12 protein-coding genes are annotated in these 12766 nt (G+C 44.7%); 3 read left to right on the top strand and 9 right to left on the bottom strand.

Translation table 11 applies throughout. The features are described from left to right. Positions 1-17 precede the first annotated feature (17 nt). The 3 genes from KO531_RS05850 to KO531_RS05860 form a co-directional block, all read right to left on the bottom strand. Positions 18-431, bottom strand: a complete 414-nt coding sequence (locus KO531_RS05850) for a hypothetical protein (protein WP_168825515.1) — start codon at positions 429-431, stop codon at positions 18-20. 101 nt (positions 432-532) lie between these two features. Continuing rightward, on the bottom strand, positions 533-916 hold the full coding sequence (locus KO531_RS05855) for a hypothetical protein (RefSeq protein ID WP_219250599.1): 384 nt from the start codon (positions 914-916) through the stop codon (positions 533-535). 52 nt (positions 917-968) lie between these two features. Beyond that, positions 969-1910, bottom strand: a complete 942-nt coding sequence (locus tag KO531_RS05860) for a leucine-rich repeat domain-containing protein (RefSeq protein WP_168825520.1) — start codon at positions 1908-1910, stop codon at positions 969-971. A gap of 691 nt (positions 1911-2601) precedes the next feature. Here KO531_RS05860 and KO531_RS05865 point away from each other — a divergent pair. Further along, the gene (locus tag KO531_RS05865) at positions 2602-3618 is read left to right on the top strand and encodes an IS110 family transposase (protein WP_219250600.1); all 1017 of its coding nucleotides are present in this window, start codon (positions 2602-2604) and stop codon (positions 3616-3618) included. Between the two features lie 470 nt (positions 3619-4088). On the opposite strand, the gene KO531_RS05870 is transcribed toward KO531_RS05865, so the two are convergent. The 4 genes from KO531_RS05870 to KO531_RS05885 all read right to left on the bottom strand — a co-directional run bounded on the left by KO531_RS05870 (position 4089) and on the right by KO531_RS05885 (position 9067). Further along, positions 4089-4919 carry a hypothetical protein gene (locus KO531_RS05870; protein ID WP_219250601.1) on the bottom strand — a complete coding sequence of 277 codons (831 nt, stop codon included), beginning with the start codon at positions 4917-4919 and terminating at the stop codon, positions 4089-4091. 97 nt (positions 4920-5016) lie between these two features. Then, entirely contained in the window at positions 5017-5730 is a 714-nt protein-coding gene (locus tag KO531_RS05875; RefSeq protein ID WP_219250602.1) for a LysE family transporter, read from the bottom strand. 135 nt (positions 5731-5865) lie between these two features. Beyond that, on the bottom strand, positions 5866-6708 hold the full coding sequence (locus KO531_RS05880) for an AraC family transcriptional regulator (RefSeq protein WP_113939990.1): 843 nt from the start codon (positions 6706-6708) through the stop codon (positions 5866-5868). 274 nt (positions 6709-6982) lie between these two features. Next, the gene (locus KO531_RS05885) at positions 6983-9067 is read right to left on the bottom strand and encodes a TonB-dependent receptor (RefSeq protein WP_219250603.1); all 2085 of its coding nucleotides are present in this window, start codon (positions 9065-9067) and stop codon (positions 6983-6985) included. Positions 9068-9366: 299 nt separating this feature from the next. Between KO531_RS05885 and KO531_RS05890 the strand changes: the two genes are divergently transcribed. Beyond that, positions 9367-10182: a hypothetical protein gene (locus KO531_RS05890; protein WP_219250604.1), complete on the top strand. Its 816-nt coding sequence runs from the start codon at positions 9367-9369 to the stop codon at positions 10180-10182. Positions 10183-10329: 147 nt separating this feature from the next. Here KO531_RS05890 and KO531_RS05895 read toward each other — a convergent pair whose 3' ends face one another. Together KO531_RS05895 and KO531_RS05900 are read right to left on the bottom strand one after the other, a co-directional pair. Next, on the bottom strand, positions 10330-11280 hold the full coding sequence (locus KO531_RS05895) for a hypothetical protein (RefSeq protein ID WP_219250605.1): 951 nt from the start codon (positions 11278-11280) through the stop codon (positions 10330-10332). A gap of 1 nt (position 11281) precedes the next feature. Continuing rightward, positions 11282-11668 carry a PadR family transcriptional regulator gene (locus tag KO531_RS05900; protein WP_105251375.1) on the bottom strand — a complete coding sequence of 129 codons (387 nt, stop codon included), beginning with the start codon at positions 11666-11668 and terminating at the stop codon, positions 11282-11284. Positions 11669-12078: 410 nt separating this feature from the next. Here KO531_RS05900 and KO531_RS05905 point away from each other — a divergent pair, with 410 nt between their 5' ends. Then, entirely contained in the window at positions 12079-12711 is a 633-nt protein-coding gene (locus KO531_RS05905) for an excalibur calcium-binding domain-containing protein (RefSeq protein WP_219250606.1), read from the top strand. The last annotated feature ends 55 nt before the right edge of the window (positions 12712-12766 follow it).

A 12766-nucleotide genomic window follows, 5' to 3' on the forward strand; every position in this document is an offset into this window, starting at 1 on the left:
GATGCTGACTTGCCTTGTTAACTTTTTGCATACTCTACAACTAAAGACAGCGGGAACAAAAAAATAGCTGCCAACAAGAAATAACAACAAAGATAAAACACTCCGTAATAAACTGAATTTGTTATCTTACAAGCTAACTCCAATCTACGGGTGCCTAGCAGAGACGGAAAATAACTAGAGAACAGATTAATCGCATCAGCATTCTCTTCAAATAGTTTCACTAAGAAAAGCCTTAGCGTTGTGATAGTCATTACCATCCCTGCAAGGACAAAGGTTAAAAATAATAACCACTCAGCCATTTCAAAAGCTGTAACACCAACGAATGCAGCAAGAACAAGTAACATAGTGCCGATAACCCACCAGCGATAATAGCTTGCCGCCTTTTTTGTAAGGGCCTGATAGCAAAATTTAAGCGGTGCTTGAGGGTGCATAGTTCTTCCATAAAGTTAACGCCCGCAGCACGCGCGGCTTTGTAGTGAAGGCGGAGCTGCAACGAAAAGGCCGTCGCTGTGCCTGCGATTGTTAGGCATTTCTACTTCCGGCCCCTCGAAATATAGTCGGCATATTCATCTTGAATCATAAACTCGTTCAATAACCTTTCAGATGATCCTGCGAATCGTTGCTCAATAAACTCTATCGCTTGGCCAAATGAAGTGAATGATTTGACCTCATTGGCATCCTCTAGCTCTAGGTCTGGATCTAGTGGACCAAACTCATAAATATTAAGGAATGATTCATCACCCAAATCAGCAGTTTCGTAAACTGAAACATCTATTTCGGATTTGGGACCTCGAACGCTTAGCCACTTAATACCAGCACGGCCATCCCGTTCACAGCCACCAAGAAAGCACTCAACTGCTTTCCCTCGCTTAAGCGCCGACTCGGCTTCTTGAAGATTAAGGTATCTACGGCTCATTGTGTATGCCTAACGCCGCGCAGCGGAAAATTTGTCCGACTGCAGCGCCTTGTTAACTGCAGAACTCAATTCTATAGCCTCTGGCTGTACTGTATTTTAAATCATTAAATGTGTCGCATATAACGGAACTATCAAAGAAACTAGATGCTTCATTTGTTTTCCCTTTAGTTCCGAGACCAAGTACAAGCCGCTGCAGCACTGGCAAACTATTATTTAGCTCAGAAAACAATACAGGATCTATCTTCGAATTAATTACAGCCAATTCGTTAATTGAGCTACCTTTAATACCTGACAAAGAGGAAAGTCCATTCATGGTATCCATGACCAAGCTCTTAAGGTGCTTTAGATTGGAAACATCTGGAATGGATGTAACTTGCTTTAGAGTACTTAAATGCAATATCTCAAGAGATGTCAGGTTTTCCAGGGCACTTAGATCGTGTAATTTCTTTACCCAAAGTATTTCTAGGCTTGTTAACTTAGATAATCCTTTAATAGCATTTAGGTCTTCAAATGTGCCGAAACCCAAATATAAACTTTCTAAATTACTCAGACTGGCAACATGCTCTATTTGTTTTTCTTGATACCCTGAAAGGGTTAGGTCTCTAAGGCTAGTGAGCGTAGCTATAGAATCGATATCTTTCTTATTTTTGACCAAACTCAGAGAATTTAACTTATTCAGATCTGATAGAGGCCTTAAAGATACAGTTTTTTTATTAAGCTCTCCCAGACTCAAAAACTCTATATCGTTTACATGCTCAGCAATAGCATCAATACTTGTTAGCGCAGGAAGAAAAATCTCTAAAGCTCTAATGCCCGAATAGTGTTTCAGGAAATCTAAACTGTAATCGTTACCCGCAGACCATGTAGGACCAAAAGCACCACCTAAGTATGATAGAGATATACCATCGATTTTTCCTTGGCGTATTTCATCCGCGATAGATGAATGTTCTTCATCGCTCAAATTGTCGGCTATCTTTTTTAGTTTTACGCGCATAATCTCAATTCTAGGTAGCAGTTAACGTCTTAGTATTTATGCGCTGCGCTGTTTGCAGGGCATAAATCGCTTGTTGACTAAATCTCAAATATGGCCACTGCCACATCCATGTAAATGGGTATAAATGATGCTATAGGAATTTGCTTTTTTGCGGTAGCGGTTTTTTATACAGTTTGATGGGTAATCACTTGATATCGTTTTAGCTTTCTCATTTTTCGCGCTTATTTTTTGCTGATCAATCGCTATCTAACGACTCAAAACTCCAAGGAATACACCTCCACTCGGAGTTGCCGCAGGGCGAATAGAGCTCTTGATTTAATAAAGAGTGCGTGAGTTCGGTCATGGATGACCGACTAGCTTTCGCAGGTGCAGGGGCGAATGAACATCGGTGATTTTCGCGCTTATGAGCGAGAGGCTAGGACTGCCGAACTGGAGGGCTTTACATGGATGTAAAGCGCATCCTTCGGAAGCGATAGCAAATTTGGCAATGAGCACAAGGAGCTTTCAACTCCGTTGGGGGCGTCTTGGAGCATCCAAGGGCGAAGGCCTACGGCCGCTTTGAGCGCGAGATATGGATATCGAGCTGGCTATTTAACATGGATAATGGAATGGACCCATCCACTTTTAATCGGCCTCGCAATGGGCCACGATGTAGTCGCTAAAACTCATCAGAAAGAGGACGGGTCCACCTATGAAGATTACTACAATCGGTTTAGATATCGCAAAGTCTGTTTTTCATGCTGTTGGTGTCGATAAAGCAGGCAAGTTAATCAAAAAGAAAATGCTTAGACGCAAAGACTTGCTGCCCTTTGTCGCGAAAATTGAGCCTTGCCTTATCGTTATGGAGGCGTGTGGCGGCGCGAGTTATTGGGCCAGAGAATTTGAGCAATTTGGGCACGTAGTTAAGTTAATTGCCCCGCAGTATGTGGTTCCTTTTAGGCAAGGTAATAAAAATGACTACAACGATGCGCTAGCCATTGCGGAGGCTGCGCAGCGGCCCAACATGCGGTTTGTAAAACCCAAAAGCGTCGAGCAGCAAGATGTGCAACTGCTCCACCGTATGCGCGAACGATTAACTAAACAATCAACAGCCTTAATCAACCAAGTGCGAGGCATGTTAGCAGAATACGGTATTGTCATTACCAAAAGTAAATCGGCTTTTAAAGCCCAGTTACCAGATATTTTGGTCGATGAAGCCAATATGCTGACCATCAAGGGTAAAGCCATCTTTTATCAGTTATATGATGAGGTTATCGACATTGAAAAACGGCTTAAGAGTTGTGACACCCAAGTACTAAACGAAACTCATAACAATTTGATTTGTCAGCGATTACAAACTATTCCTGGTGTTGGGCCTGTCACCGCTACGGCGATTTATGCTGCAGTGGGTGACGGTAAAGACTTTAGCAATGGCCGACATTTTTCAGCTTGGTGTGGCTTAGTACCTAAGCAGCACAGCAGTGGCGGGAAAGATAACCTCCTCGGGATAAGTAAGCGGGGAAACGCCTATTTACGTACGCTATTCATCCACGGCGCCAGAGCGGTGTTGCGACACAGTGGGAGTAAGTCGGATAAGTTGAGTTGTTGGGCTATCCAGCTAGCGGAGCGCCGAGGTTTCAATCGTGCGTGTGTGGCCGTCGCGAATAAGTTCGCCAGAATGTCATGGGTTATCGCGGCACGTGAAGAAGAGTTTCGGCTCGCTATGTAACAACATCAAATGTACTTATTATGTTAACGATTAACCAACCAGCAAGTTGCTAAGACACTTGATTTGATGATGAGACAGTCAGACTGATCTACTAAAAACCTTACGAAAACATAGGCTCTGATGAAGCCGCAGGGATGATAAGGACAGTAGAAGCAAATATCCATCAGGGCCAGAGGAATCCCTCAATAACAGGCCGAATATATGGGTGCAATGAACTCTTCTCAAAATTGATATCGAATGTCTTGCAAACCGGATGGGTCCATATATGTTTTTGATAGGACGAGCAGTCCTCCTTGGTCGGGTGTGGGGTGAAGCCCCACGACTTTGATTTTGATTAAAGCATTCAAACTACGAAACACACTTTGGGGCAATAGCTTCTAGCTAAAGGAAGTCATTAGGATTATTAAAGCAGCGACCATCAACATAGGGTCGCGGCTTTACATCTCACTCATAGGGATAGGGAAACGAGACTAGTCTGCTTTAATGACAGCTTGTGTCAGTATTTCTTGGTCATTCTTAAACACCACTAGCTCGCCTAGAGGACTATCGCTGCCGCCTAAGACGGTGACATAACAATAATACTGGTATGGGCCGCTGCGAAATTGGTATGAATGATTCCCCCCGCTGCCATCAAATACAAGTTTGCCTTTATTCAGCACTAAATCTGGCTTTTCGCTCAATGACTTACCCTTTGCCCATGCGGCATAGCGGTATTGGCTGTTCCCCATATCATCGACACGAATGGTAAACTTGGCGGTCTCCCAAGATAACGCTGGGCTGACAAATTCACTCACACTCGGATGTAATGCCGTTTGTTGCTTAGCAATAAGCTCTGCTTTCAGTTTTACCTCTACCAGTGTTTGATAGTTAATGGCGATGATCTTGCCATCAAAATCCAGCCACACAACACCGCTACCGAGCATAATGCCGCGCCAGCCCATCGTCTGCCAATCAGCTTCAATCTTAGAATGGGCGATCTGCTCAAGCAGGTTAGGATCAAAAACCTGATCGAAACGTGCGATCATTTCCTGGGTATTTTGAATCGCGGGGATAGGATATTCACGTTTAAGCGGGTAAGCCACACGCTTAGCAATCGCCTCAAGATCATTGGCCTTGGCGGCGTCGATAAGTCCCTGCACCAGAGGAATATATTCCTGTGGCATGGCTTCATCCGCGGCGTTTGCATTGATGCTTAAACCCATAACGCTGAATATTAACGCCGCATAAAACGCGATATTCATCAGTGTAACTTGGCTGAAAACAGCTAATTTGCTTCCCTTGAGTCGTGAGGCGAATGGCATCTTTATCCCTTACTTCAAATGTCTCTGCTGAGACTAAAGGCCAAGAATACCATAAGTGCCTCAGACTAAAACCTAAGGTGATTTACACTGCGCCTGACTAAGCGGTTAATAATAGGTTTGAGTAAATCGCCAAGGATACCGACATAAAGATGACACCAATAACCGCATCGATAACCGGTGTTAGTCGCTGCAATTTAAGTTGCACCTGCGCCTTTGACAACATTACCGCTAAAAAGCCAAACCATGCCAATGACAAAGACAACAACAAAATAGCGGAAGCGATTTTAGTGCTCGTTGTAACACTTGGGGTAATCAAGGCCGAAAACAGGGTTAAGAAAAACACTAATGCTTTTGGATTCAATAGATTGGTATAAAACCCAGTCAAAAAACCTTGCCTGCGCGACATAGCGCCACCTAAGCCACCAGCAACAGACGCCACGCCTTCAACGTCACCAGCGCTAATAACAGCATCATCATTTGTCCCTGCATGGACTCTGGCACTCATTTTACGTTTAGCGAGTATCGCAAGACCGGCACGCAGGGCACCAAACCCCATCCAAGCGAGGTAAGAAGCGCCCACAATTTGCACTAAGAGATACAGAGTGTGCGAACTCTTAATGAGTAGACTCACACCGGTCAGACTCAAAATCGTATGAGCTAAAATGGCTATTGAAATCCCCACAGCGGCGGCAACCGCAGTGCTTCTGGACTGCTGAGTCGCAATCTTCACCATAATGGCAAAATCGGGTCCGGGACTGATTAAAGCAACGGCATGGATTACAGCCAAGGTGAGTAATAAAGATAAATCCATAGATATGCGGCTCCGCAAAAAAGTTAATAACGATAACTGAGGCAGCCAGTATGGCAATTTGTCGCAGCGCTGAATTGTAATAAATTGCACTATTCAGTGTTTTTTAAAAACCAGCGGCGTCGAAAGACGGGGAAATTAGAGCATACGCCGCTGAAATTGCACTGGCGATAATAGGAATGCCTGCTTAAAAGCTTTGTTTAAATGACTTTGATCGAAAAATCCGAACTGCTGCGCCACATCCGCCACTAAAGCACCATGACTTAAGGACTTTTTCGCCAACTCTAAACGCACCCGCTTGAGATAAGCATGGGGAGTCATCCCTGTTGCCTGTTTAAATTGCCGTAAAAACTGAAACTTACTTAAATTCACTTCATTGGCTAAGGTTTCAAGTTGAGTATTATGCCAAGGCTCATCGTGAATTCGCTGCTTCACTAAGCTCACCTGCAACTTAGATAACCCCTGCGGTTGATTCGGTTTAGATAGGCAAGATGAAATACCGCTGGGGTAACGCTCCAGCAGCAGATGAATAAAATTCAATAAGTGGGACTCTCCCGCAAGCGCACTGCATTGGCCTTGAATTAATAGCTCGTGTAGTTGAATAAAATATTGATAAAGCGTCGGGTCATCCACCATAGGCGCGCTGAAAAAGTGCTCCTTCAAACCCAGTTCTTGACTGACTTCATTCATATATTCCACGGGGATCGACATCACTTTCACCCGATAACCGTCGGCATCGCGGCTCTGACCATCGTGGGTTTCGTCGGGATTTAAGGTCGATAAACTATGCTGACCAAGCTGATAACTGCTGCCCTTATTCACAAACTGCTGCGCACCTTGAGTGACTACGCCTAAGTGGTAATCCAGATGCACATGTTTATCAAAACTGAAATGCGTAAATTCCGCCTGACTCAGTTCTATGCCTGATAAGCTAGGATGACGCCAATAATTAATGTTTTCAATGGGTGTTGCAGTACTCATAACTCGCGGCGATTACCTATAGCATCAGCTGTAAAACAGGGGGGAAACTCAGATCGACTCGTCCTCATTCTAGCCTCGATTGTCAGCACGGGAATAGTAAATTATTGCAGCCACATAGTTTGAAGCGATTTGGGCTTAGATTAGTGCTTAAATTAGCGCTTAAATGAGTGCAGCAGAAAAAAGCGCCCAACTATCTGGACGCTTAATTGAGATACATTTTTTGCTCGGCGACATACGTAATAATCTTCGATATCGCCTTAACAGATGAATATCACTAAAAATGATAACTCACGCTGACTCTCACCATTCGTGGCTCAACAGGATGATAATGCTGATCTTCAACCCCTTCGGCTGCTTCGCCGGGCAAACGAGAAGCATAAAAATAATCTATGTCGTGATCTTTACTATCAAACACATTGAGCAGCTCAAGCTTAGTATCGAAGCGGCGGAACTCGTATCCTAATGCGAGGTTAACTAATGTGGTCGCATCAGCCTTGTGGTCATTAAAGCTGTCGAGCACCCGCTCGCCAAGGTGCCGCACGCGTACACTCGAATACAGGCCATCGCCGTCGGGTCGATAGGTGATGCCTGCACTGGCAACAAAGGGAACTGCGCCATCGATATACTTGCCCTCTTCAAATTCATTTTCAGTAAATCTGGCGTTAGTCCACGCTAATTCCATATCGATACTGATTGCCTCATTCAGCCAATAATAAGCCGTTAATTCAGCACCATAACGTTCAGATGCACGACTCGGCTCAGTGTTACCCGCATCGCCCACAAATACTAATTCTGAATCTAGTTGCAGATACCAGACCGCAGCAGAGAAATTAATAAAGTCTCTGTCATAGTATTTCACCCCAAATTCGCCGCCATTTGAACGTACGAGGAGATCGACTTTTTCGACCTCATCGCCACTCACAGGGTCAACCTTGATCGTTGCACCGCGGGCATCGTTCGAATGCAGCCCTTGGCCTGCATTAACATATAGCTCAAGATTATCGCTCCACAAATAAGAAGCACCGGCTTTGAGGCTGAACATACCATCGGACGCATCGCCACTGTTAAGCGGATTATCACTGTCGACCTGCACATCAAAATAATCGTAACGCAGCCCAAGATTAAAACGCCATTGATCAGCTGGCAGCCACTCAACTTTGCCAAAGATGCCACTCGACAACTCTTGCACTTCATCAAGCCTTACCGTATTCAGCCGTTGTCGCGCCTGAGTGTTATACAAACCCACTGCGCCAATATCGTCATAACGCACATCGCCGCCCACACTGTAATTCAGTTGAGAGCCACCAAGTGAAGTTTGCCAATCACGCTTAAGATCGCCGCCCCAAATCGTGCGTTCATCGACTTGTTCAAACTCATCACCATTGATGGGATCGTTTAAGAAATAGGTAAAATTAGAGAATAAATTCATAGTCGAGCGAATGGCGTAGACATTTCCCTGCCAATCACCCGCATCGTAATTAGCTGAAACGCTATAACGGTTAGATTCACCGCCGACGTCTTTATCTAAAGATCCATAAAAATCAATTAATCCAGAATCTACCGCACGGGCGGGGATCTGATCCGCCGAATTCCAACTGTTGTCGTAGGCCATCATAGTGACGCTCAAGTCACCCTCGCCGAGCCGAGTTAAATAACGCCCGACGACACTGATCTTACTCACATCCTCATCAATATCCGTCCACGGGCCATCATAGGTTTGCGCCTCACCACCCCAAATAAAACGACCTATGTCAGTGTTTAGCTCCTGAGTCGCCACGAGTCGCTGGTAACCATATTCACCCAACGTCACCCCAACTTGGTTATGGGGGAGTTGATCAGCCAGCAGTAATTGGGCAGCACCCGCGCCAGAAAAATCGGCCACCTCAGGATAATAAGCGCCTTTGGCATAACGGATCTCGCCTATAAGTTCAGGGATCAAAAAGTTAAGATCCGTATAACCCTGGCCATGCCCATGGGTTCGCATATTCACAGGCATACCATCGACTCGAGTATTAAAGTCTGTGCCATGATCCAAATTAAAGCCGCGTAAGAAATACTGATTCGCCTTACCCGAACCACTGTGCTGAGTGACTATCATCCCAGGAACAAATTCGAGGATTTCGCCGGTTCGTAATAGGGGTCGACTCTCGATTTCTGCCGCGCCGACTATTCCCTCAGATGCCGAAGTACTATGGCCTAAGGTATTAATTTGCCTACCGCGCACCTCAAGGCGTTCGATATTGTCCGTTGCCGCCTCTGCCACTACGGCACTCGATAAACAACAAAGAGGTAATAACCACGTCATTGATAACCAAAGCTTTGATAACCGCATTCCTGATAATCCCAGTCCCGATTTCATCCTTTCTTTCCTACTGCAGGTGATAGACGGCAAGGATTTAACGCCTTATTTACAAGCAAAAAACCGAGCAAGCTCAAACTCTGATGAATAAAAAACCAGCAAAATACAGGCAAATATCATTTCTATGTGCCGTATCGCACATTTTTAAACCCAAAAGGACAAAATGTCCGCCAGCAGATCACATTTCAACCGTGTGTTAGTGCGAAATCATGGAAATAAAATAATCTTGCTTGAATAAAAATGAACCATTTATCAGGCTAGCTATACTCTAAATAACTCAACACTTTTAGAGACACGCTATGCAACGATGGAGCAATATGCACATTTGGAGTGTGTGGGTAGGCCTTTTCTTTTGTGTCTCGGTTCATGCCACCAGCAAATCAACTGCAGAAACCACAGCGATGATTGCTGATAAACCTATCATTACGATGGCGTTTTATGAGGACCCCAAACATAACTTCTACTTTAAATGGGCTGAACTGATTTACGCCCAAGCCTTTGAACGCTTAGGATATGACTTCTCCTATCAAGTGGTTCCCGCAGCCCGCGCCAGTATGATGGCGGACTCAGGTAAAGTGGATGGCGAGCCGGGGCGTGTATCTCATTATGGCGAAAAGTTTACCAACCTCATTCGAATTGAAGAACCGGTTATCGATACCCATTTAATTGCCTTCGCGCACAATCCCGAAATCAAAATACCTAACTGGCAAGCACTGCAAAAGAGTCGATACAAGATCGAATACTATCGAGGCGTGTTCCTCGCAGAACAAAAGCTAAAGGGACTCATTCCTAAGGAGCGTCTGACTGAATCTTCATCCCCCGCGAGCTCCTTTCGTAAAATGCTCCGCGACCGAATCGATATCTATATTGATACGGAGGCAAGCTCATTGGATCTATTACAAACGCCTGAGTTTCAAGGCAGCAAAATAATCGCGATTGCCACCCTAGAAGAACTCACCAGCTATGGTTACTTAAATAAACGTCACGCGGCACTCGCCGTTAATCTTGCTCGTGAGCTAAAACAGATGAAGCAAGAAGGCATATTTGACACCTACAAACAACAGGCCCAAAAATCGCTTAATAATAAAATGAATCATGGCGATACCCCAGAATAAATCTGCATCGACGGTAAAAGTCGTGGCTTACTTTTCTCCACAGAAGATGGCACTAATGTAAAAAGCCTGTTCAATCATACTGAACAGGCCATGTATTCGATGAAAAAGTGAATAAAACTCACCTACAAAACCTAGGCTAAACCTTACTTACTTGCTTGCGAGTTTACGCCAACGCAACCCATCGCGGATCACCTCATAGCCTGGGAACATAGCGGCAATCACTAAGCTATAACTTAGCCAATATTCTAACTGTAATAACGTAAATTCCCCATTTAATTCAGCTCCTTGGCTTTGTAATAGTGGCGAACTAAAGGCCAGAAAGACTAAGAACGAGGCATAAGCAAGATTGATCCCCATATTCGCCAGTAACAATTCAGTAGTCCACACTCGGCGGCGTAGTTGCCAGAGACTATTGCCCATAGACAGCAAAATAATAGGGCTAAACCATTGCAACAATTGCTGAGCATTGGCGCTGAAAATCACAGTCCGCGCGGCTAATTGCTCGCTACTCATCCACACAGAACACCAGATCACAAGTAAGAGAAAAAGATATGTCGCCAGATCGGTAAACACATCGCTTAAACTAATATGCTGCCAACCGGGCCCAACCTTAGGCAAATTCTGCGGCTGCCATTTTTGGCAATTGCTGCCGGACATAGGTTTGCCCTGAGCCGAGAAACTCCAAAAGGCCAACAGGATAGCGGTAAAGGCAAGACAGGCATCACCAATAAAACCTTTGGCAATATGGTGGATAAATCCTAATAGATCCCCCTCTGCAGAGCCCAACCATTGAGTCGTGCCGCCCACAACCTGCAGCACAAACAAGACCCCAAGCACAGTGAAAAGTGTATGTTTAAAAAGCGGAATATCCTCAGAGGCAATAATAGGCACTGCCGGAACAAATTGCTGCGCGACCTTACAGGGATGACCCATTTGCTTTAATACCGCGACAATTTGCGCTTCATTCAATTCACCTTGTTCAGATAGGGCATCCAATTGGTCGCAGATATTGGCTTTTAATTCACGGCCAATTTCCTGACGTTTGTTCTCGGGCAATTCTCGCTGCACCGCGGCGATATAGCGATCGACTAATTCCATATCAAATCTCCTCTGCACTCTCGTCTGAGCTTTTCATATCAGAGCCATTAGTGTCAGCGCTTTGCTCCAGTAAAAAAGCCAAGGCGCCATTAAGTTGCTGCCATTCATCGGTAAGTTGACTGAGCAACTCAGCGCCCAATGACGACAATTGGTAATAACGACGCTCACGCCCTTCGGCCTGTCGCCACTCACTATCCAACAATCCTTGATCGGCTAGGCGGCGCACTAAGGGATACAAAGTCCCTTCGTCAATATCGATACCGCCTTCCTGCAACTGTTTGCGGAGCGAATAACCGTAGTGGGCTTGTTTTAATAATCCCAGTACCGCCAACACTAATACCCCACGGCGCAACTCGAGTCGCATTTTGACTAGCTGTGAACTTGTCATTGTCGAATTCCTGTCCTTAACACTGTGTCACACACACTGTGTGCCACACAGCAAATACTATGTAGCACACAGTAAGATTGCAAGTTTTAATGCACATTTTTTGATCAGTTTGTTTATTATTAATGCAATCTATTGTTTGTATTGAATTTACAAAATACCAATCGTTTCTGCTAAGTGCTCACATTTCCCCACCGTCATACACTCAAAGCGAATGAGTCACACATAAGCAAATTCAAGATAAAAAATTGCAAAACTTCCTTTGCTTGAGTAACTTAGCTACCAACATTGAATAGCCGATTCGTCAACCTAAGTACGGTTTGCTCCTTAAAAGAGATAAATCGGAACGACTCAAGTAAGTATTGATATTCAATAACTAAAAATATTAAGCGGTTAAATTAAGGACATAGAAAATGCTCATGGATAGAGGCGTACTGGTACGCTGGAACGATGAAAAGGGATTTGGCTTTATTCATCCTGAAAAAAACGCAGCCCAAGATGTGTTTATTCACATTTCAGTGCTAAAAAAGATGGCGAGAAAACCCATAGTTGGCGACAGCATTCTGTATCAAACGGAAGTGCAAAATGATGGCAAGAGAAAAGCGGTTATCGCCTCAATTGAAGGCGTCGCAGTCGTTGCAGCGAGTGCAACAACACGCTCCCATTCTCATATCCAATCACGCAATGAAAACTTCAACTTCAATAACAAAGACAAACCGCATCACCATAACTCACGAAAATCGTCCTTTAATACGATAATCCCGCTGCTAATAATCTTGGCCATAGTTATCTTTGGCTTTAAACAATACCAAGAATTCAACGAAGCTCCTGCAATCGATAAAGTACCAGTCCTCACGAATGAAGACATTGAGAGAATGCCCATATATGAAACTGCAACACCAAGATTCCAATGTGAAGCGGGTAAAACCCATTGCAGCCACATGAGTTCCTGTGCTGAGGCGACTTTCTACATCCAACATTGCCCCAATACTCAAATGGATGGTGACGGTGATGGCATTCCCTGCGAGCGCCAGTGGTGCAGTTAGCAATGCGACATATGTAAAGTCACGCGTATAACCTTAAGCCTGAGCAGGTAGCAGG

The organism is Shewanella sp. NKUCC06_TVS, assembly GCF_019345515.1.
Taxonomy (GTDB): domain Bacteria; phylum Pseudomonadota; class Gammaproteobacteria; order Enterobacterales; family Shewanellaceae; genus Shewanella; species Shewanella oncorhynchi.

Coding starts and splice junctions, on each gene's coding strand:
- KO531_RS05850 (WP_168825515.1), bottom strand. CDS start 431: ATGCACCCTCAAGCACCGCTTAAATTTTGCTATCAGGCCCTTACAAAA.
- KO531_RS05855 (WP_219250599.1), bottom strand. CDS start 916: ATGAGCCGTAGATACCTTAATCTTCAAGAAGCCGAGTCGGCGCTTAAG.
- KO531_RS05860 (WP_168825520.1), bottom strand. CDS start 1,910: ATGCGCGTAAAACTAAAAAAGATAGCCGACAATTTGAGCGATGAAGAA.
- KO531_RS05865 (WP_219250600.1), top strand. CDS start 2,602: ATGAAGATTACTACAATCGGTTTAGATATCGCAAAGTCTGTTTTTCAT.
- KO531_RS05870 (WP_219250601.1), bottom strand. CDS start 4,919: ATGCCATTCGCCTCACGACTCAAGGGAAGCAAATTAGCTGTTTTCAGC.
- KO531_RS05875 (WP_219250602.1), bottom strand. CDS start 5,730: ATGGATTTATCTTTATTACTCACCTTGGCTGTAATCCATGCCGTTGCT.
- KO531_RS05880 (WP_113939990.1), bottom strand. CDS start 6,708: ATGAGTACTGCAACACCCATTGAAAACATTAATTATTGGCGTCATCCT.
- KO531_RS05885 (WP_219250603.1), bottom strand. CDS start 9,067: ATGAAATCGGGACTGGGATTATCAGGAATGCGGTTATCAAAGCTTTGG.
- KO531_RS05890 (WP_219250604.1), top strand. CDS start 9,367: ATGCAACGATGGAGCAATATGCACATTTGGAGTGTGTGGGTAGGCCTT.
- KO531_RS05895 (WP_219250605.1), bottom strand. CDS start 11,280: ATGGAATTAGTCGATCGCTATATCGCCGCGGTGCAGCGAGAATTGCCC.
- KO531_RS05900 (WP_105251375.1), bottom strand. CDS start 11,668: ATGACAAGTTCACAGCTAGTCAAAATGCGACTCGAGTTGCGCCGTGGG.
- KO531_RS05905 (WP_219250606.1), top strand. CDS start 12,079: ATGCTCATGGATAGAGGCGTACTGGTACGCTGGAACGATGAAAAGGGA.